This window comes from uncultured Clostridium sp. (genome assembly GCF_934754915.1).
Classification (GTDB): Bacteria; Bacillota; Clostridia; order Clostridiales; family Clostridiaceae; genus Clostridium.
The window spans coordinates 1-21400 of sequence record NZ_CAKVKB010000056.1; the positions used below are offsets into that span (position 1 = coordinate 1).

General features: G+C 29.3%; 19 protein-coding genes, 1 tRNA gene and 2 pseudogenes. 5 read left to right on the forward strand and 17 right to left on the reverse strand.

Translation table 11 applies throughout. The annotated features are described in order from the left end of the window. Window positions 1-371 precede the first annotated feature (371 nt). From Q0F58_RS10080 to Q0F58_RS10125, 10 genes and pseudogenes are all read right to left on the reverse strand, one after another. A pseudogene (locus tag Q0F58_RS10080) lies at window positions 372-619 on the reverse strand (DUF6144 family protein); the annotation flags it as partial. 100 nt (window positions 620-719) lie between these two features. Continuing rightward, on the reverse strand, window positions 720-1523 hold the full coding sequence (locus Q0F58_RS10085) for an aminoglycoside N(3)-acetyltransferase (protein WP_294375857.1): 804 nt from the start codon (window positions 1521-1523) through the stop codon (window positions 720-722). A 131-nt stretch (window positions 1524-1654) separates the two neighbouring features. Beyond that, window positions 1655-2998 carry an MATE family efflux transporter gene (locus tag Q0F58_RS10090; protein WP_294375859.1) on the reverse strand — a complete coding sequence of 448 codons (1344 nt, stop codon included), beginning with the start codon at window positions 2996-2998 and terminating at the stop codon, window positions 1655-1657. Window positions 2999-3049: 51 nt separating this feature from the next. Beyond that, the gene (locus Q0F58_RS10095) at window positions 3050-4087 is read right to left on the reverse strand and encodes a LacI family DNA-binding transcriptional regulator (RefSeq protein WP_294375861.1); all 1038 of its coding nucleotides are present in this window, start codon (window positions 4085-4087) and stop codon (window positions 3050-3052) included. Window positions 4088-4358: 271 nt separating this feature from the next. After that, complete coding sequence (locus tag Q0F58_RS10100) at window positions 4359-5744, reverse strand: HAMP domain-containing sensor histidine kinase (RefSeq protein ID WP_294375863.1); 1386 nt, start codon at window positions 5742-5744, stop codon at window positions 4359-4361. After that, complete coding sequence (locus Q0F58_RS10105) at window positions 5735-6394, reverse strand: response regulator transcription factor (protein WP_294375865.1); 660 nt, start codon at window positions 6392-6394, stop codon at window positions 5735-5737. The genes Q0F58_RS10100 and Q0F58_RS10105 overlap by 10 nt, the downstream gene beginning before the upstream one ends. Window positions 6395-6514: 120 nt before the next feature. Then, the gene (locus Q0F58_RS10110) at window positions 6515-7291 is read right to left on the reverse strand and encodes a lantibiotic immunity ABC transporter MutG family permease subunit (RefSeq protein WP_294375867.1); all 777 of its coding nucleotides are present in this window, start codon (window positions 7289-7291) and stop codon (window positions 6515-6517) included. Window positions 7292-7295: 4 nt separating this feature from the next. Next, complete coding sequence (locus tag Q0F58_RS10115; protein WP_294375871.1) at window positions 7296-8045, reverse strand: lantibiotic immunity ABC transporter MutE/EpiE family permease subunit; 750 nt, start codon at window positions 8043-8045, stop codon at window positions 7296-7298. A 2-nt stretch (window positions 8046-8047) separates the two neighbouring features. After that, entirely contained in the window at window positions 8048-8752 is a 705-nt protein-coding gene (locus Q0F58_RS10120; protein ID WP_294375875.1) for a lantibiotic protection ABC transporter ATP-binding protein, read from the reverse strand. Between the two features lie 350 nt (window positions 8753-9102). Further along, window positions 9103-9378, reverse strand: coding sequence for a hypothetical protein (locus Q0F58_RS10125; RefSeq protein WP_294375911.1), 276 nt, complete (start codon window positions 9376-9378; stop codon window positions 9103-9105). A gap of 47 nt (window positions 9379-9425) precedes the next feature. Between Q0F58_RS10125 and Q0F58_RS10130 the strand changes: the two are divergent. After that, window positions 9426-9527: pseudogene (locus tag Q0F58_RS10130) on the forward strand (IS3 family transposase); the annotation flags it as partial. A gap of 203 nt (window positions 9528-9730) precedes the next feature. Here the strand turns inward: Q0F58_RS10130 and Q0F58_RS10135 are convergent. Next, a complete protein-coding gene (locus Q0F58_RS10135; protein ID WP_294375882.1) occupies window positions 9731-10921 on the reverse strand; it encodes a phosphopentomutase in 1191 nt (396 codons plus the stop codon). A gap of 508 nt (window positions 10922-11429) precedes the next feature. On the opposite strand from Q0F58_RS10135, the gene Q0F58_RS10140 reads away from it, so the two are divergent. Beyond that, window positions 11430-12167: a GntR family transcriptional regulator gene (locus Q0F58_RS10140; RefSeq protein WP_294375885.1), complete on the forward strand. Its 738-nt coding sequence runs from the start codon at window positions 11430-11432 to the stop codon at window positions 12165-12167. A gap of 322 nt (window positions 12168-12489) precedes the next feature. Here the strand turns inward: Q0F58_RS10140 and udp are convergent, their stop codons facing one another. Next, entirely contained in the window at window positions 12490-13278 is a 789-nt protein-coding gene (gene udp, locus Q0F58_RS10145; protein ID WP_294375890.1) for a uridine phosphorylase, read from the reverse strand. A 362-nt stretch (window positions 13279-13640) separates the two neighbouring features. Between udp and Q0F58_RS10150 the strand changes: the two genes are divergently transcribed. Then, window positions 13641-14273: a hypothetical protein gene (locus tag Q0F58_RS10150; protein WP_294375892.1), complete on the forward strand. Its 633-nt coding sequence runs from the start codon at window positions 13641-13643 to the stop codon at window positions 14271-14273. A gap of 103 nt (window positions 14274-14376) precedes the next feature. Here the strand turns inward: Q0F58_RS10150 and Q0F58_RS10155 are convergent, their stop codons facing one another. Continuing rightward, complete coding sequence (locus Q0F58_RS10155) at window positions 14377-15690, reverse strand: sodium-dependent transporter (RefSeq protein ID WP_294375894.1); 1314 nt, start codon at window positions 15688-15690, stop codon at window positions 14377-14379. 627 nt (window positions 15691-16317) lie between these two features. On the opposite strand from Q0F58_RS10155, the gene Q0F58_RS10160 reads away from it, so the two are divergent. Then, complete coding sequence (locus Q0F58_RS10160; RefSeq protein ID WP_294375897.1) at window positions 16318-16626, forward strand: hypothetical protein; 309 nt, start codon at window positions 16318-16320, stop codon at window positions 16624-16626. A 214-nt stretch (window positions 16627-16840) separates the two neighbouring features. Here Q0F58_RS10160 and Q0F58_RS10165 read toward each other — a convergent pair whose 3' ends face one another. The 4 genes from Q0F58_RS10165 to zupT all read right to left on the reverse strand — a co-directional run bounded on the left by Q0F58_RS10165 (window position 16841) and on the right by zupT (window position 20472). Next, a complete protein-coding gene (locus Q0F58_RS10165; protein WP_294375900.1) occupies window positions 16841-17008 on the reverse strand; it encodes a hypothetical protein in 168 nt (55 codons plus the stop codon). Then, on the reverse strand, window positions 16998-18872 hold the full coding sequence (locus Q0F58_RS10170; RefSeq protein ID WP_294375904.1) for a cation-translocating P-type ATPase: 1875 nt from the start codon (window positions 18870-18872) through the stop codon (window positions 16998-17000). The genes Q0F58_RS10165 and Q0F58_RS10170 overlap by 11 nt, the downstream gene beginning before the upstream one ends. Before the next feature lie 198 nt (window positions 18873-19070). Beyond that, the gene (locus Q0F58_RS10175) at window positions 19071-19343 is read right to left on the reverse strand and encodes a metal-sensing transcriptional repressor (RefSeq protein ID WP_294375907.1); all 273 of its coding nucleotides are present in this window, start codon (window positions 19341-19343) and stop codon (window positions 19071-19073) included. Between the two features lie 349 nt (window positions 19344-19692). After that, a complete protein-coding gene (gene zupT, locus Q0F58_RS10180) occupies window positions 19693-20472 on the reverse strand; it encodes a zinc transporter ZupT (RefSeq protein ID WP_294375909.1) in 780 nt (259 codons plus the stop codon). A 653-nt stretch (window positions 20473-21125) separates the two neighbouring features. Here zupT and Q0F58_RS10185 point away from each other — a divergent pair. Then, window positions 21126-21200 (forward strand) — tRNA-Glu (locus Q0F58_RS10185). The last annotated feature ends 200 nt before the right edge of the window (window positions 21201-21400 follow it).

The following is a 21400-nucleotide window of genomic DNA, read 5'->3' on the forward strand; positions in this document are numbered from 1 at the left end:
AGATTATGAAGATCTTATTTTAAAATCTGCTTAAAAAACTAAAAAAATGTGTCTACTATATTGACATAGGTCCAAATGCTAAATGAACCAAAAGCAAAAACAATACTATTTTGGCAAATCATTTAATTATTTTAAGACTGCTCATACAATTCTTTTGATTCTAGGATTTATAAAAGCAGTATGAGATAAACTTTCTTATCCAAGTACCGCTTCTATTCTAACCTTTATAATTTCTATGGCTGCATGCCTCTTAACTTTCATAGCTTCTTCTGCTCCTGGACAATACCTTTAATTTGCTTTTAATATATAATTACTTTTTATCTTTCATATTTAATTATCCCCTTTAAATATGCACTATACTGTTAATAACTTTAATAATTACAATAATTATAATTTTTGATACCATGTTTTTCTTCCCTCCATATTTCACCATGTGGAATTATCTTTATAAGACACATATCATCACCAGCTTTTATACTTTTCAAAAGCTCAACATCTACACTGCAGTCAAAAGAACCTTGCTGTAGCCTGTAGTGCACTAGCACCATGTATATGATTCAAGATTTTCTACCTCAGCAAGCATAGGGCATGGACAAAAGTTAAAATGCAGTCCATTATCCTTAATAACCTTGACATCATGTGTGTATTCATATTCTTTAACACCTTGAAATCTTCTAAATTCTCTATTTTAATATTCTCTTCATAATGTTCAAATGATATTAATTTCTATATTTTTCTATCCATTCAACTGCAAAATCAACTACTTCTCTCTGTTTCATCAATCTCACTTCTGCGTTTCCTATTTTAATATTATTCACTTTATAATTTTTCTCAAAGTCATTTCCTATATCTTCAAAATCTTCACCATCAACAAAAAGAGTATTATATGTGACCCATTGTCTCTTTCCATCAACCATAACTGCACTGCTTTCATTTACATTATGCTTTCCTGGATACTCTGCTCTTGCATCTGCAAGATGTAATGATGTATTTTTATCATATCCAACTCCTATAAGAAGTACATACCCATCTAACTTATAAAGTCTGTCAATTGGTGAATCCTCCCCAAATATATTACTTAAATCATGATCTTTGGTTAAATAATCAGCATACTTCCCAAATGCAGCAACAGAGCGTGCAGGATGATTGCTTCTTTTTGCTCCCGGCCATCTTCTGAACATTTCAGCAACTTGTCCCATTGTATTTGTGGGAGTTATATCTTTGTCATAAGCAGGCCAGTTATCTCTTATTAACTGCCACCATTCTTTAGGCTCCTCCCAATGAACTCCCTCTTCTGGATCTAGATTTTTCCAACTCTGTGTAGGCATCATTATTGTGCCTTCATTTCCAACACATTGTATTAAAGCTTCTATTACAATCTGCGCACCTCCACATACAAATCCAAGACTTTTCAATGATGTATGAACCATTATAGACTGTCCTTCTTTTACTCCTATATCTTTAAACCCTTTTATTAAATCTTCCTTTAAAACTATTTTTCTTTCCTCATCAATACTCTTCATAAATAATCTCTCCTTATTAGCTTTTAATATTCATAATACAGCTTATATATTTTTTTGTTTTACTATAACTGCCTATATTAAATTCAAATCATTTATTCGCATATTATTTAAATATTATAATTCGATATAATCTACTGCGTAATGTTTCTCATCCATATCTTCTTCTTAAACACTATTAATGAAATTGTTAATCTCACTACTTCTTCTAAAGACAATATTAAATACACATAATATATTGGAAGATTGAATATAAACGCAGAAGCTAGTCCCATTGGTATTCCAAAAATCCATGTACCAATTATATCTATAAGCATGACAATTTTTGTGTTTCCTCCGCTTCTCAATGTTCCCCCTCCTAATATCATGTTAGAAACTTTAACAAAAAGTATTAAAGAAAATGCATAAAGTATATATACTGTATCCTGTTTTAATGTATTTTCTACTGGGAATATCTTTACATATAAAGGAGCACATAAAGAAAATACTGTTCCTAAAAATAAAGAACCTAATACTCCAATTTTCACCATCTGCTTTGACATATCATATGCATCATCATATCTGTCATCTCCAAGAGCCTTTCCTGTAATAATACCTGCTGCAGATGCAATTCCAGAAAAAGCTCCTATCATAAGACATTGGATAGGATTTGTAAGAGTCATAGCAGCACAGGCATCTGTTCCAATTCTTCCATATATCATTGCATATATGTTTTCACCAAGGCTCCATAAAAATTCACATATTAAAATAGGACATAAAATCATTATTACTTTTTTAATAAATTCTTTTTTAAAAGAAATACTAAATGAAATATATAACTGTTCCTTTTTTATAACTTTTAAAAAGAAAATAAATATTAATATAAATTCAACTACTCTTGCTATATCTGTTGCAAGGGCTGCCCCATTAATGCCCATCCTTGGAAATATAAATTTTCCAAAAATCAATAGATAATTAAAAACAGTATTTACTATAACTGAAATAATACTTGCACACATAGGATACCTTGCATATCCTATACATCTTAGTAAAGTTGATATAATAAGAGTTAATGTCATTGGTATAAATCCTGCTGCTACTATTTTTAGATAAGATGCTGCACAATTTACTGCCTCTGGATCAGCAGAATATATTGACATTATCTTTATTGGCATTATTGTAGATATTAAGGTAAAAAATACTCCTATCATCAGCGAAAAATACAAATTATATACAAAACTGTCATTTACCCCTTTCTTATTTCTGCTTCCATAATACTGGGATATGAGTATGCCTGCACCTGTTGCCACTGCAGCAACAGTCACAGAAAATAATGATGAAAACTTTCCTCCAAAACCTGCTCCTGTGATGTTTGCACTACCAAGTTGTCCCACCATAATCTGATCAATAACACTGACAGATGATTGAAAAAAACTCTGTACAGTGATTGGAATTGCTATATCGAACATTTCCCTATGAAATTCCTTTTTACTAAACATAATCCATAAACCTGCCTTCCTATACTATAATCTGCTTTTCAAAATATTAAGTCATCCTATAATACGTGCAACACTGCTTCTTTCTACAAGTTCAACAGACAGCACTACATTATTTTCTTTAACATTACCAGTTATCTGTTCATTTAAAAGAGAAATTGCTTTTTCAGCTCTCACCTGTATGTTCTGCTTTATAGTTGTAAGAGCAGGCCTTACAATTTGGGCACTTGGAATATCATCAAACCCTGCAATAGATATATCATTAGGAATACTATATCCAAAGTCAGTAAGGAAATTCATAACTTCAATTGCATATGCATCTGATGCACAAAATATTGCTGTAAAATTATTTAATTTCTTTTCTATAAATTTATAATAGCTTATCCTTTTTTCTTTCTGCATTGGTATAATTTCAATATAAATATTATTTTCATCAGTACATTTATCTTTAAATGCCTGCTTTAATCCCATATATCTGTTATGATCCATACACATGTCATTATCTGATACATACATTATATTTCTGTGTCCTTGCTTTATGAGATATTCTCCCATTAAATATCCACCCTGAAAATCATCTATGCTTACATTTGCACACTTTTCCTCAGGTTCAAAGAATCCATCCATAACTACAAAAGGTATATGTATTAGTTTTCTAAGACTGTTATAATCCTGTGTGCAAAAGCCTATCAATATTAATCCTGCCATATTCCACATAGAAGCATATTTAATTATCTCACTAATATTATTTGTAATCTTAACCATCATAAAGTAATGTTTTTTTTCAACTTTAATTGCAATATTATCTATTAAAGCCGATACAAAAGGATCCTGAAAAATCTTTCCTTCATATTTCTCATGATTTGAAATTACAACACATATTATTTTTGAACTATTCTGAGCTAGAAGAATTCCTGCCATATTAGGTATATAGTGTTTTTCTTCCAGCATTTTCTGTACTGTTTCTATTGTCTTTTGTGATATTTTTTTAGTCTTTCCATTGATCACATTAGATACTGTTGCTGTGCTTACTCCAAGCTCCTCTGCAATATCTTTTATTGTGACTCTCCTGTTGTCGTTTTCATACACCATACATTTTCTCCTTTTCATATACTATTGAATATAAATGAAATCAATAATTTGTTACGGTAAAATTAAATTTCATATATTTTTACTGATTAATTTACGTGACAAACAACTTTTCCAAATACTGTATCCCCTATAATTACATTATCACATTTCTTTTTATATATCAAAGGTTAATCGCATAACCTATCCCTTAAATTCCTTGTAATAATTTCATATAAACTTAAATAAACAAATACTCTAAATACGAACTTAGTTCATATTTAGAGTATTTAACTCAAAAAACTTGACCTTCCAAAGGTAGTTCCAAAGTAACTTTAGCACCGCCAAGTTCAGCTGAATTTTCAAAATAAATATTTCCATTATGCTTTTCAAATAGCTTTTTTGCAATATACAGACCCATTCCATAATGATTTTTTGAATTTCTGCTCTTATCTCCTTGAAAAAACTGCTCTGCTGCTGATTTCAACTCTTCATTTGTAAATCCTCTTCCTGAATCCTCCACTGTAAACATAACTTTATGCTCATATAGTTTAACAATAAATAATACTTTCCCATTTTCTCCTGCATAATCTGTACCATTTGAAATCACATTTATTAAAGCACGTTTTATGGCAGATTTATCACATGTAATATATTCTGGAATATTATTTATTCTGCTTTGAAATTCTATATTTTTATTACTGCATAAATATTTTCCAGTTTCTATAATATCCTGTGTAAACTCTTTTAAATTAACCCTATTTTTTATAAGTTCACATTCTTTTTCAGATTTCATTATTTCAATAAGTGTCTTAATATAGAACTCCATATTTTTTACTTCATTTATAATGCTCATATTGAATTGTGCTGCATCTTTTTCTAACTTCATTTCCCTTAATAGCTCAGAATTTCCTTTAATTATTGTAAGAGGTGTTTTCAAATCGTGTGCCAGTGCTCCCATCTGTTCATTTTTCATCTGCTCCATATGCCACTGTTTTTTAAGTGACTTGTTAAGTTCTTCCTTCATCTTGTCCAGTGCTATAATCACTTCATTTATCTCAGTTATTTTGCTGTACTTCACTTTAAAATCAAGATTTTCCATCTGAATTTTTTCAGTAGTATTCTTTAATATTTTCATTTCCTTCTCCAATCTTCGTCTGAAAAGTCTTGAAAAAGTAATAATGCTGCTTATAAAAATTACTATAAAACCAAAGTTCAAAAGATAATCTGGATTTATAATATATTTGTTTAATACTGGATTAGAAAAAGAAGCCCTTACTCTATATTCTGCTATGCACATTCCATTTTTTCTCTGTATTACTTTATAATAATAACTGCTGCTCCTACCATTATTTTGTACAGTATTAAACATTTCCAATGCTTTATCCTGAGAAACATTTGATTCATATATATTGCCTTCAGAATCATAAACTGCATAATTACATTCTTGTGGTATAAAGTCATTAACATATTCTGCCTCTGATATCTTATCTCTATTTTTTTCAATTTTCTGCTCATAATAATTGGCTGGCAGAATGATTCCTTTGTTTATTCCTAAAGCAAATAACAAAAATTCTGCACCAGCACATAAAATTATGACAATACAAAAAGCAAATATATACTTCGCAAAAATCTTGGAAATACTTTTTCCCCTAGGTTTTTCATTTCTTATTACTTCCACTTGTATCCTATCCCCCAGACTGTTTCAATTGGATTTATTCCTATTTTTCTAAACTTGCTCCGTATATTCTTAATGTGCTCTACAATTGCTGTAAGATCACTATTTCCTTCAAATCCAAATATGCTTTCATATATCCTTTCCTTTGAAAAAACCTGTCCGTGATTCATGGCTAGAATCTCACATATATTGTACTCACTTTTTGTGAAAGGAATGAGTTTATTATCATAGTATGCTTCTTTAGATATCATATTGAATTTTACATTTGAAATTGAAAATGCATTCTGTTTTTCCCTATGTTCACGTCTCAAATGAGCTGTCACCCTGGCTCTCAGTTCATTTATGCCAAATGGCTTTGAAATATAGTCATCTCCACCAATGCTGAGTCCTGTTACAATATCCTGTTCCATTGTTTTTGCTGTAAGAAAAATTATAGGACAGTCAACTAAGTTTCTTATTTTTCTGCATAATGTAAATCCATCTATGTCAGGCATCATGACATCAAGGAGTATTAAATCATATTTAAGATATTCATTATCATCAATACCTGCTGGATTGCTTACTGTCTTTACATAATGACATTCCCTTTCCAATGCACTTTTTATAATATTCAATATTCCTTCTTCATCATCAATTGCAAGTATATCTGCCATTAAAATCCCTCCATATTTTTTGAAACACTCATTAAACTCCTATCTTTTATTATAACTTTCTATTATAAAACAATAACATATTTCCTTAGGTCTTACCATAAATTTCTTAACTGCTATAATTTACTTTTCTCCCCTTCCTTCAAATGACTTAAACCATATGAATAGAGCTATTCCTATCATAATTGTAAATACAATACAGTTAATAATCCCCATGCTACTGCTTTCAATCCAATACTTAATTCCTCCAAAAGCTTTAAACATATCTGCAGAGCCGGATTCCTTGGTAAAAAAATTATTACAGAATCTTACTGCCCAGCTGCATGGTACTGCTTTCCATATTCCATCCCCAAGTCCTGTTATAAACAATGCAGAAACTAATGATTCAAATATTCCCATACCTATTGAAACTCCGCTTCCATATTTTATGCTGAGAAATAAATGAAATAGATAAATAAATATCTGAGCTGTAAATATTACTGCTGTCAGTAGTACATAAAAATCAAGAGTAAGTGAATTCTGTTTTAATATATATTGGAATCCAATATAAAAGCCAAAGCTTGCAAGAAAAAGTGAAAATAATCCAGCAGCCAGCATCATTAAAACTTTACTTAAAAGACACATTTTCTTTCCATACACCACAGACAACATTTCTTTAAATTTCCCTGCTTCTGCTTCCTTTTCTATAACCATTTCAGTCACTATTCCAATTAACACTGGAAAAGCTATGCACAATGTTTCAAAAAATCCATTTACCTTGTTTACTGTATTCCATGGCGAATAATAATAGTATCCTAGAAATAAAATTACACCTATAGCAGGAACAAGTATATGGATCATGTAAAATGATGTATGTCTCATTTTTAAAAAATCTGCTTTTAAAAGACCAATAATCTTCATAATATTATTTTGCCTCCTGTTTTTCATACCACTTTGCAGTTACCAAGGTTAGTATTATAAATAATGTAATTGAAACACCAACTACAAATGGTATTGTTGAAGTATCCATGAGTTCTGGTGCAAATGTTATACTTTCTGGTATTGCCTGAAGTCCATTAGGAAGTATATTAAGCACAGGACACATAATTCTTGAAGTGTATGAAAAAGGTACAATCCACCATATATTCTGAACTGCTATAAATACAGAAAGAATACTCACTGCTATTCCAATTATTACACTTGGGAACAATCCTATTTTTCTGCTTATTAAAATATATAATGGAACCTGCCATATTGATGTTATTATTATGAGAAGTGCTCCAATAAATCCAGAGATGGCTGAAATATTAAATATACTTTTTATAGGTATAACATAAACACTTAAAACACCTGCAATGAAAATTATCATAGTTGAAACAGCAATTATTGAAACACCTGTTAATACCTTTGCTATCCATACTTTTTTCAAATCAACTGGAAGTCCTAATACCGTCTTATTTTTCATTCTATCATCAACCTTTGATAAAAGTGCACAAATTAATGGAATAACTGCTGGAAGTATAAGCACATACCACCAGTTATACATATCTATCACAAAATACCTTGCTGCCAATAATACTGAGAGAATAATTACAGCCAGTGGCGCTATAAATGTTAATTTCTTTACAAAAGTGTGTTTTATCTTCATATTTTCTGAAATATAATACTTTAACATGATTATTTCTCCCTTCTATACCTGCTTACAATATCCATAAATAATTTTTCCAAATCTGTGCCTTTTTCAAGCTTTCCCTCAAATCCAAGTACTCCTCCAGATATTATACCTATATAGTCTGCAATCTGTTCAACTTCACTGAGCATATGACTTGATAATATTACTGTGATACCTTTTTTCGGAAAAGAACGTATTAATTTTCTAAGGTCCTGTATTCCTATAGGATCAAGACCATTTGTAGGTTCATCTAAAATAAGTAATTGTGGATTGTTTAAAAGTGCTATTGCAATTCCAAGCCTCTGCTTCATTCCCATTGAAAACTGTCCTGCTTTTTTTCTTCCAGTACTCTCAAGTTCAACAATCTTAAGAACTTCATCAATTCTTGAATCTGGAAGACCAAGTACTGTTGTCCTCACCTTAAGATTCTCCCTTGCACTAAGATTTTCATATAAGGGTGCATCTTCTATCAATGATCCAATATACCATAAATCCTTTCTGCTCCATTTATGTTCATTAAAATAGATTTCCCCAAGTGTAGGCTTAAGCATTCCTGTAATCATCTTTAATAGTGTTGATTTTCCTGCTCCATTTGGACCAAGGAGTCCGTATATTGAATTTTTCTTTACTCCTATTGATATATCCAAAACTGCATCCTGTTTTTTAAATCTTTTGCATAAGTTTTTTGTTTCTAAAATAGTATCATTCATCTATATTCCTCCTTTAAGCAATCTTCAGCAAAATTAAAATTAATATTATTTAATTAAAAAATAGTGTTGAGTTAATATTTATATTATAAAAATAGATATTTTTTCTATATCCTTTGCTATAATTAAATAATAAAACTCAATTATAAGAATTTAATAAGGAAATATAAATTTCTTTTCTATAAACTGCTTTATTAAATTGCATCTTTTTTAGAAATATTCAGAATCATGTACTATATCTAAACTTTTTGTGATAATTGTCAACCTAAAAATTCATAACCTGAAAAATCAAACAAAAATCAACCTCTTTCACACAAGAAAGCGGTTGATTTTTCTATCTGCTATTTATATATTTAAAGACAATTTATCTGTTTTTCAAGTCTGTTGATTTTTCTTAAGTAATTTTCAACATTTGAGTATTTTTCGCCACTATGTTCGCTGCAGTATTCTTTTGCCCTATTTATACATTGATTATATTTTTCTCTATATTCTTCATTATTTTTATTGTATTTTACCATATACATATACGCCTGAGCTAAAGAAAGATTGTCATCTACATATACTCTGGGAAAAAATTTTCTATTATATTTATTATATTTTCTGCACAATTCATCAATGTATTTCTTCAAAGATTTCCTCTTTATTTTCTCTATTTAATTTTAATAAAATACACGCTTTTGAGTATATTGAAAGTTGGTATAATAGAAAAAGAATACATAGCCGGATTGGGTTTATGACTCCACAAGATTATGAAAATCTTATTTTAAAATCTGCTTAAAAAACTAAAAAAATGTGTCTACTATATTGACATAGGTCCACCTTACCGTTACCAGTAACGCACTTGCCTTCGAGTTATCTTCCTATCGGGTCGGCGATGCAGGCTTCTTTCAGCCTGCCGGCTCAGCAAACATGCTGGGCGAACAAAAATCTGGTTTCACTAAAATAAATGAAACCAGACTTTATATAATTCATGATTATTTATTATTGCAATTTATCTAGAATTGAAGTTCCAATTGTATTTTCAGGCATATTTACATCAAAATTATCTGCTATTGTAGCTCCAATTGTAGCAAATGTATTACTCGTATCTAATTCACCACAACCTTTCATTGATGGAGAATAAGCTAAAAATGGCACATATTCACGAGTATGATCACTTCCTTTGTATGTTGGATCATTTCCGTGGTCTGCTGTTATTATTAATAAATCATCTTCTTTTAATTTATTTAAAACATTACCTAAATTAACATCGAATTTTTCTAATTCCTGTGCATATCCCTTTGGATTTCTTCTATGTCCCCATAATGCATCAAAGTCAACAAGATTTACAAAACATAATCCTTTAAAATTCCTATCCATTATTTCTAAAGTCTGTTCCATTCCATGAACCGAGCTCTTTGATTTATTTGATTCAGTTATTCCTTCTCCATCAAATATATCACTTATCTTTCCTACAGATATAACATCATAATTATTATCTTTCAATACATTAAGTACAGTTGTTCCATATGGTTTTAATGCATAATCATGTCTGTTGCTTGTACGTGTAAATCCATGTTCTTTGTCTCCAACATATGGCCTTGCAATTACTCTTCCAACTTTCCATTCATCTTTCATTGTCAAGTCTCTTGCGATTTCACAACATCTGTAAAGCTCATCCAATCCAAATGTTTCTTCATGACCACATATCTGAAGTACGGAATCTGCCGATGTATAGACTATCATATCTCCAGTCTTCATCTGATGATCCCCAAGTTCATCTAATATTTCAGTCCCACTTGCACTTTTATTTCCTACAATTTTATGTCCAGTCTTTGCTTCCAATTCATCTAATAATTCTTTTGGAAATCCTGTGTCTGTAAAAGTTTGAAATGGCTTTGTTATATGAAGGCCCATCATTTCCCAGTGGCCAGTCATAGTATCTTTACCAACACTTGCTTCTTTCATTTTCATGAAATATCCTAATGGTTTTTCTACCTTTTCAACATGCTTTATAGGATGAAGATTTGCAATTCCCATCTTTTGAAGATTAGGTATATTGAAGCTTTCAACTGATTCTGCAATATGTCCAAGTGTATCTACATTGATATCTCCATACTTTTCTGAATCATCCATTTGTCCGATTCCTAATGAATCTATTACTATTGTAAAAATTCTGTTATATTTTTTCATATTATGTCCGTTACTAAAAATTTATAATTCCAGTAACTTTCCTCTCTTTCCTAATTTATTTGCTGCATAATCTTATTCTTCTTATTTTTAACCATCAATTAATACAGCAGACTTCATCATATTTCCCTTTTCATAAATGAATCAGCATATTTTATTATAGTTAACTGCTTTAATTTATCGAAAGGGGGTATTTATTAATTCTAATATATTTATCACAACTATATATTGGAATTAGCAGCTTAATATGAAAGATAAAATTCTTTCAAGATTTCCTTGAATTATATATTTAATCACATTCCAATTTTTGTATTCTACATTCATCAGATATTTTTAAATTTAAATCCAATCTTGCAGTATATATTTATCATATTCATTATATCATTTGTCTAAAAAATTGTATAGTTGTTCCTCTATTTGTAATTTATTTGACCAAAATGCTTTTTGCTCAAAAATCTGTATAGTAAAATCATAAAAAATTTGTTATATTTAATAATGAGGTGGTATTACCATGGATAAAATTAATCTGGAAAACAGTCAGAAACAGCTTAGATATGTAGCTGTATATGATAAATTATTTAAAATGATAAATGAAGGAATTTTTAAAGAAGGTGCACGTCTTCCAAGTGAACCTGAACTTGCAAAATCCCTTGGAGTAAGCCGTACTACATTAAGACAGGCACTTGCACTTCTTCAGGATGATGGTCTTATAAAAAATATACAAGGCAAAGGCAACTTCATATTAAAATCCACAGAAAACAAAAATTCAGGAATTGAAGTCATTGAGAATCCAGTATATAAATGCATAACTGAAAATATTGATTCAGTAGAAATGGAATTTCATATAGAAATTCCAAATGATTATATGATTCAAGTTCTTAATAGAAAAACAGCAGTCTGTATTGTTGTTGACAGATGGTATAAATCAAAAGATATTGTAACTGCTTACACTTTTACACTCATCCCAATTGAAACAATATCTGAGAATAACATTGATTTAAATAATAAAGATGAACTTTTAAAATTTATTCAAAAAGATATATATTCCTTAAGCGGAAAATCAGCTCTTGAAATACGTCACTCTTCATCTGGAAACTTTACTGCAAAAAAATATCCTATTTATTTCAATGGTCAATGTCATTTGATTCAGGAAAGTCTATACACAGCAGCAGAAAATAATCCAGCAATTTTTAATAAACATTATCTTCCTATAGATATAAGTTCTATAAAAATTAATTTGTTCAAATAATCTATTTTTTAGACAGTTTTATATAACTGCGGATATTTCATAATTATAATTTTATATGATTTGGTTCAATATATAGTACCTATATTCATTTAAGCTACACTATATATTGAGCTGAACTTTGTATTTATGCTAATATGAAAAATCCTCAACTAATTATATATAAACCAACTCTCCATATATTTACTTATAACACACTATATATTGATTTATCTTTATATTTATACAATATAAAAATTCTCAATAATTACCCAATATATAATAAACACTTTTGAAGCGTGACTATAACTTCAAAAGTGTTTTGATTTTTATTTTATAAACTTTACTATTTAGCTGCTTTTTTCTTATCAGCTTTAATTAAATTTCTTATTCCCTCAACTGCAATCTTTATTGCTTTTTCAGTATCATGACATTGAATGTTTTCCAATCCTTGCTTTTCGCGTTCTTGATTTGCAATCACTGAAAATACTGATCCAACACGTACTCTCAAATAACTTCCTACTACAAACAATGCTGCACTTTCCATTTCTGAAGCAAGACATCCACATCTAAGCCATGCTTCCCACTTATTCATAAGTTCATAACTTACTGGTTTTATCTCTGGTGAATGCTGGCCATAAAATGAATCCTTACATTGAACAACTCCTGTATGATATGTTTCATTTAATTTTTCAGCTGCATCTACAAGTGCATTTACAACATGAAAATCTGCAACTGCTGGAAATTCTATTGGAGCATATTCTTTACTTGTTCCTTCCATTCTTATTGCACCAGTTGCTACTACAACATCTCCACCTTTAACGTTTATTTCCATTCCTCCACATGTACCAATTCTTATAAATGTATCTGCGCCACACTTAACGAGCTCTTCCATAGCTATTGCTGCTGATGGACCTCCAATACCTGTTGATGTGACACTCACCTTTTCACCATCTAAATAGCCTGTATATGTTACAAATTCTCTACTATCTGCAATAAGGACTGGATTTTCAAAATATGCTGCAATTTTTGCACATCTTTTAGGATCTCCTGGAAGTATTACATATTTACCGACTTCTCCTTTTCCTACCGCTATATGATATTGTTTTCCTGAACCTTGTGAATAATCTGTCATTATAGTCCCTCCATATTTCTCAATTACTTGTCTTAAATTTGTCTGCTTGTTTTATATCTCTTAACATACCATTTTAATTACTCGGTTGTCAATTATCTATAAAATAATTTAACATAATATATTGATTACTTTTTAATATTCATTGTAATATCTATTTTATACAATTGATGCTAAAATTAAAGAAACATTTGCAATATTTTTTTAATTTATTATATAAATTTATTATCAGAGTATATATAATTACTACTTATATTTATATATAACCTCATATATTTATATTTTCTTTTACAGTTTAAACTCAAGTTGTAAAATTATGTGATATAATAAATATGTGAAAATAAATATATGAAAGGAGATTACTAATGAATATTATAGATGTTTTAAGTCAACAGATACAACATAATAATACTGAAAAGGATGCTTTAGAAATAATACGTGATTCATATATAAGTTCTGTAAATGATAATTACACACTTGTTATCAATGAAAACGGTGAACTTCTTGTAAGAATCCCTAGTCTCGAAAAAAGAGACGAATTTGTTTATAATAATATAACTGAATATCCATATCCCCTTGTCATGTGTATGAATATTGAAGACATTAACAATCCTGAATATTATACATATATAAAAGGTAAATTTTTAGAAATTTATAAAGACAAGCTTCAAGTTTTCTTTAAAGATGTTGCTACTGTAAAAAAATTAAAAGAAAATATAATTTCAACAAAGAAAAAAATAGAATATGGAACATATGCAACTATTGCAGGCGTAATATTAAGTGGAATTTCTTTATGCTTTTTTAATCCATCAGGTACTCCAAAACAGGTTCTTGTTATAGGAATGATTTTATTTTTTGCATGTTCTCTATATCTTCAATTATCTAAAGATTCTTCTATCAAAAAGCTTATTGATGGATATATAGCAACAGTCAACACAGATTGGTATAATTCAGATTTAAAGAAACATTATGCATTTTTCTGCAATTTTATGGAATAATATTAATATATTTTTATACAAAATTTAGGAGAAACTGAAATTCAAGTAAAGATCAGTTTCTCCTTTTATCTCATCCTATCATAAATTTTTCAATACAAACCCCTTAACCTATACCACCATAAAAAATTCCTAATACTATTATTATTACAGTAGCTGGAACAAATACATATCTTCCAAATTTGACAAACCATTCCCCAATCTTATACTTTGCACCTTCGTTAACTCCTGATATTATTTTGTCCTTATCTACCATATAATAAAACACATATGCTGTTATTACAGCTCCTAATGGAGATAAAACTATTGTAATAAAATCTGTAAATCCATTAAATAAATTTTCATTTATGCTTAATGGAATTGAAACTATAAATCCAATTATAGCTACAATTATTGTTGTTTTCTTTCTATTCCAATCTGTTATTGAAAGAACAGATTCTACTGGACCTTCAAGAAGCGAAATAGAAGATGAAATTGCTGCAAATATTATGCTTAAAAAGAATATTGCACTTAATAAATTTCCAAAAGGCATTGTTTGAAATATGCTTGGAATTGTTATAAACATCAATGATGGTCCTCCTACAGGACTTAACCCAAAAGCAAACACTGCTGGCATAATCATAAATGCTGCCATAATTGCTGATATTGTATCAAAAACAGCTGTACTTACTGCACATTTTGGCATATCAAAATTTTCACCCGCATAACTACCATAAATAACCATACCACATCCAGTTATTGAAACTGTAAAAAACGCCTGTCCCATAGCCATTGCCCATGTTCTAGGAATCAAAAGATATTCCCATTGAGGTTTAAGCAGATATGTTATCCCTTCTGATGCTCCTGGAAGACTGAATGATTTTATCATCAATAAAATAAATATAATAAATAATAATGGAATTATTATTTTATTTATTTTCTCTATTCCCTTTGAAACACCTGCACTTACAATTATTAAAGTTATTATTACTGCAATAAAATGCCATCCAAGAGAACTGCTGCTAAATGCAAATTCACCAAAATATTCACCTGGATTTATATCAATTATCTTTCCTGTAATGCTTATATAAAAATATTTTAATACCCATCCAATTACAATTGTATAAAACATAAATATCCCTGCAAGTCCTATTGTAGGAATAACTGATAATATTTTTCCTCCTTTCTTTTTCTTTTCTTCAAATACTTTCCTTATAGCTCCAAGAGAGCCTTGCTTATACATTCTTCCAAAACTCATTTCCGATATAAGCCCTATTACTCCAAGAACTAAAACAAAGAAAAAGTATGGTATTAAAAAAGCAGCTCCTCCATTCTCACCAAGCTTATATGGAAACATCCATATGTTGCCTAAACCTATAGCCGCACCAACACACGACATTATAAAGCCGATTCTGCTAGAAAACCCTTCTCTGCCAGCCATTTTTTATTCCTCCTGATCTTCCATCCTTCATTTCTTCATATCCCAATTTTTAAGATATACCTTTTTCCTTCTATTCTTCTTCACTTTTAACCTTAATAAACATATGCATATACTATTATCCTGATTACTATTTATATATTTCCAAATCATCAATTTAGAAACACTTTCTTTTATATAAGCATAACTCTTAAAAATTAATCGTTAACATGAATTATTCATATAATAATACATTTTTTTTATATTTTCAACATTTTTTTAGTTAAAATTTATTTTATTTTAATAATTACTCTCAAATTTTAATTTTTTCATTTTATTCAATATATTTCTTATATAATATGCCATTAAATTCATATAATAAAAATCAAATCCATATCTTTTGATAATCTTTATCATTTACATAAACATTTATACATGTTATCATAATAAAATGTATATTGTTTAATCAATCATATATATCATAAAATTAAAATTGCATTTAAAACTTATCTAGTACATGTAAAAGTACACAATAAATCTTATAAAAATTTCACCATTTATTGTATATTATTATTGTAAAAGATAATTTTCATGTGAAAATCTTTTCAAAATACATGCATTTATTTGCATATGAATTATAAGGAGTAAAAAATGTCAGCATATTTAATTACATATTTTATCAGTGATACTTGTGGATGTGGTTGTAGTCATGATAATCATGAACATAATCATCAAGAGCCAAGTGAAGGGAAAATTATTGCAAAAATTAAATCTTTAGGATCATGGGGACATGTTATGCCTGAAGCTTATGTAATAAAAACAGATTTATCATCTGCTGAAATATTAAATGAATTAAAATCTGTCTCAAATGATGGAGATCTTTTATTTATATCTAAATTAGATAAGGATAATACAGAATGTTCAAATCCAGCTGTTACAGAATGGATAAAAAAACTTTAATCTTTTAAAAAACATAAACAAAAATTCTAAAATATTTTTATAAAACAAGGCTGCAACATAAAGATTAAATTGTGCAATATCAAAAATTTCAGTGTTAAATACTACAAAATATTGCTACCATAATCATAATGAAGCAGCCTATTAATATAATTCTATTATTCCAAATATAAGCTTAAAATTTAATCATCATGAATAATGAAAATAAATTTCCAAATCAAAAAATTATTTTTAAAACCATAAACAGACAAACTATAAATCCAATCACAGAACATGTCCCATAAATTTTTCTAGACTCTATATCTGACTTTTCCTTAATATAATAATATAAACTTCCTCCAAATACACTTATTCCTACAAGTATTCCAATCATATTAAATATCATATTCCTTTGACCTCCATTTCAATAAAAACGCTGAATTTATAATAACTATAATTGAACCTGCATTATGAACCAACGCCCCAACAACTGGATTTAATACTCCTGTAATAGCAAGTATTATTGCTACAAAATTTAGTGCCATTGAAAATGTCATGTTTAACTTTATAGTATTAATCATTCTTTTTGACAAAGCTAATAAATGAGGTATAGATGAAATATCATCCCTAACAAGTACTATATCTGCCGCATCAACTGCTATATCACTTCCTATTCCCCCCATTGCTATTCCTACTGTTGCTTTTCTTAATGCTGGTGCATCATTAATTCCATCTCCAACCATGCAAACATGCATATTTTGTTTTTCAAATTTATCAATAACCGTGAGTTTATCTTCTGGCATACATTCAGCTTTAAAATCATCAATACCTGACTGTGCAGCTATCTGACTTGCAGCAGATTTATTATCTCCAGTCAACAATACAGCTGAAACTCCAATATTCTTTATTTTATCAATAACTTTTCTTGTATCATCACGCATAATATCTGCCAATGCAATAAAGCCTGCATATACACCTGATACAGCTATGTAAATTACTGTACATCCTTTTTCAACATAAGCTCTTGTATCCTTATCATTAAATTCCTTAATATTGTTTTCATTCATAAAGTTTATATTTCCAGCTATTACTTCATTACCATCAACCTGTGCTGATACACCTCTTCCAGGAATTATTTTAAATTCTGCAGGCTTGCCAGCTTTTTTCCCAGTATTTTCATAATAGCTTGCTGCTACTGCCTTTCCCAAAGGATGTTCACTCATAACTTCTGCTTCAGCTATTATCTCAAATAACCGATCATCACTATATTGTGGAAGACTGCTTTTTACATGTATGACTCTTGGTTTTCCATATGTTAATGTTCCTGTTTTGTCAAAAGTTATTTTTTTTATTTGCGACAGCCTTTCTAAAGCATCACCTTCTCTTACAAGAATTCCATGCTTAGTCACATTTCCTATTGCAGCCATAATTGCTGTAGGTGTTGCAAGCACTAGAGCACATGGACAAAATACAACAAGAATTGTAACAGCACGTATTATCTGACCTGTTATTGCCCATGTCAAACCTGCTGCTGATAATGCAATAACTACTATCCATGTTGCCCATCTGTCTGCAATTCCTACTATTTTTGCCTTTCCTGCATCTGCTGATTGAACAAGTCTAATCATTCTCTGAAGCGAACTGTTTTCTCCTGCCATTGTCGCTTTCATTTCAAAAGCTCCAAATTGATTTACAGTTCCACTTTTCACTTCATCCCCCTCTGCCTTATCTACAGGCATTGATTCACCAGTCATAACTGATTGATCTATTGATGTCTGGCCTTTGATTATTATTCCATCAGCAGGTATTGTTTCTCCTGGCAGAACTCTTATAATATTCCCTTTATTCACCTGTTCTGCAGAAATTATTTTTTCTTCATTATCTTCTACTATTCTTGCAGTTCTTGGAGTTAGATTAATTAATTTTTCAATTCCAGCATGAGCCTTTGCTACTGTTAAATCTTCAAGTAAAGCACCAAGCTGCATAATAAAAGCAACTTCACCTGCTGCAAAATTTTCACCAATAAATATTGATGCAATTAAGGCTATTGAAACTAGAACATCAGCTTTAATATCAAAGGCTGTAACAAGTCCAATAATAACCTCTACAATAATTGGAACCCCACATAATATTATTGAAATCCATGCTGCATCAAACGGTAGTTCAACTGGATTAAATATGTTCATTCCAAGAGCTATTGCAGATATAATAAGGCATGTAATATCCTTTTTGATTCCACCCCATTCTAAAATTTCTTCTAATTTTTCCATTTCTGTGCCTCCTTTTTATACCCATAGGGGTATATGTATATTATGTGGCTAATGATAACATTTGTCAATAAAAAAATAAGCACCAGATCAAATCCAGTGCTTATTTACTATTTTCACAAACTATATATTTATTATTTCAAAATACTACTTCACATAATCTTCTGTCTTAGCTGCATTCTCAAAATACTGTTAAACCAACTATATATTAGCAAATCTTTCTACTGCCTTTGTGAATTTTTCAATTGTCTTATCAGCATCTCCATGTTCAATTCCATCACGAACACAATGTTTTATATGACCTTCTAAAACCACCTGTCCAACTCTATGCAGAGCTGACTTTGCTGCATTTATTTGAGATAACACATCTTCACATGGAATATCTTCATCTATCATTCTGTCAATTGCCTGTACCTGCCCTATAATCTTTTTCAATCTTCTGTGAAGATTATCTGCATCCATACATTGCTTCATTATCAATTTCCTCCATATACCACAAATCTATATTTCATATAAATTTTTATCTTACTGTTATTTCTTATTTTAATAATTATCATGGCTTTAGTCAAATTAATTGATTTATGAATATAAAGTATAATTAATAATATGCAATGAATACTTATTGTAAAATAATTGAGAATTTTTCATATTGGTATAAATATAAAACTCAAAATATAGTATATCTTGAATGAATATAAATACTACATCTTAAACTAAATCATGTAAAATTATAACTATAAAATATCCACAATCACTAAAAACTATACAAAAATATAAAAATTTCAAATATCATTTTGCTTCAAATAAACTTTTAAAGCATATATTATGCCATAAATATATGAGTAATAGGCATTATGCAGATTCCTAAAAATATTGACCATAAAGATAGCGTATTATACCCATATTCCCTTGAAGATGGGATTAACTCTTCAAAACATATATAAAGCATTATCCCCATAACAAAAGCAAAAATCAGACCTAATAAAAATTCACTTATAAAAGGTTTTAATATTAAATATGCTAAAACAGCTCCAACAGGCTCTGATAATCCTGAATAAAGCGTATATCTTAATGCCTTAAACCTATTTCCAGTAGAATAATATATAGGCATGGCTACTGCAATTCCTTCTGGAATGTTGTGCATTGCAATTGCAAGAGATATTGAAATTCCCATAACTGCATTCTGATAGCTTGACATAAATGTGGCAATGCCTTCTGGGAAATTATGTAGTGTTATAGCCACCATAGCAACAACACCAACTCTAAAAAGCCTGCCACTATCTGAATGGTTATTTGATATAATATGATTTTCATGTGGTATAAACTTATCTATGAGCATCGCAAAAATAACTCCAGATAACATATACATCATCGTAAGAAGTACCCCATAAAGATTTCCATAATATTTTACCAGAGTTGTTTCTGCAAAAGGAAATAAATCAGTAAATGAAACACATATCATAACTCCTCCTGAAAATCCAAGAGAAAAAGTAATAGTCTTTCTGCTTTTCCTTTTCGATATAAATACTATACATGCACCAAGTATTGTAGAAATACCTGCTAAAAACGAAAGTAATAATGCAAATAATGCACTCTGCTCCATAATTTCCTCCCCTAATATCTTGAATATATTTCAATCAATAATCTGTATTTCATTTATCATGCTTTAATATATTTTTTAATGTTCAACTTGTTATATTATTTTCAATATGAATTAATGTTCTCCATCCAATTTTGTTGAAACAGCTTTATAAATTAATCGAATTTTAATAATGAAATAACATTTATAATCTTTTATATATAATATTTATATTCTGAAATACACATTAAATTACATAAAAATAAAATTGTGATTAAATAAAAATATCCATTAAAACTCAAGCTTTAAGCAAGAATCTTAATGGATATACCACAAAATATTAAAAAGGAGTTGTAATTTTATGTGAATTCTATCACACAAGAGGAATGATAAATATAATCTAAAATACACCTCTAAAAAATTACTAACTACTATAAGTTTAACAGATTTAAAACTAAAAACAATACTATTTTTTAAATATTTAGAAAATTGTGATATATATGTTTCTATTAGTAATGGACAATTAACAATTAATTATAAAAATATTTAAAAAATTCCTTTGATTGTTGAGGATGTTCATATTAGTATAAACATTAAAGTATAAATTTTTTATTTACAAATATTTTTTACAATGTTGACATAATAAGATAATAATAGTATAATTTAATTTGTTGCATGGCCCATTGGTCAAGAGGTTAAGACGTCACCCTCTCACGGTGAAATCATGGGTTCGATTCCCGTATGGGTCACCAAGCCAGTAAACATCAGCGTTTGAAGTAGTTCTTGCGTTGGTGCTTTTCTTATTTTCCCGACCTAGTTTTTTATATAGTATTTTCAAAAATATAAATCATCTTATCTGCTATTTTATGTTAATGACTAGACTTGTGCAGTAAATAGGAAAAATTTAAGCTACTAGTCCTAATTTGGAAATAGTAGACTCTAGACTAATCCC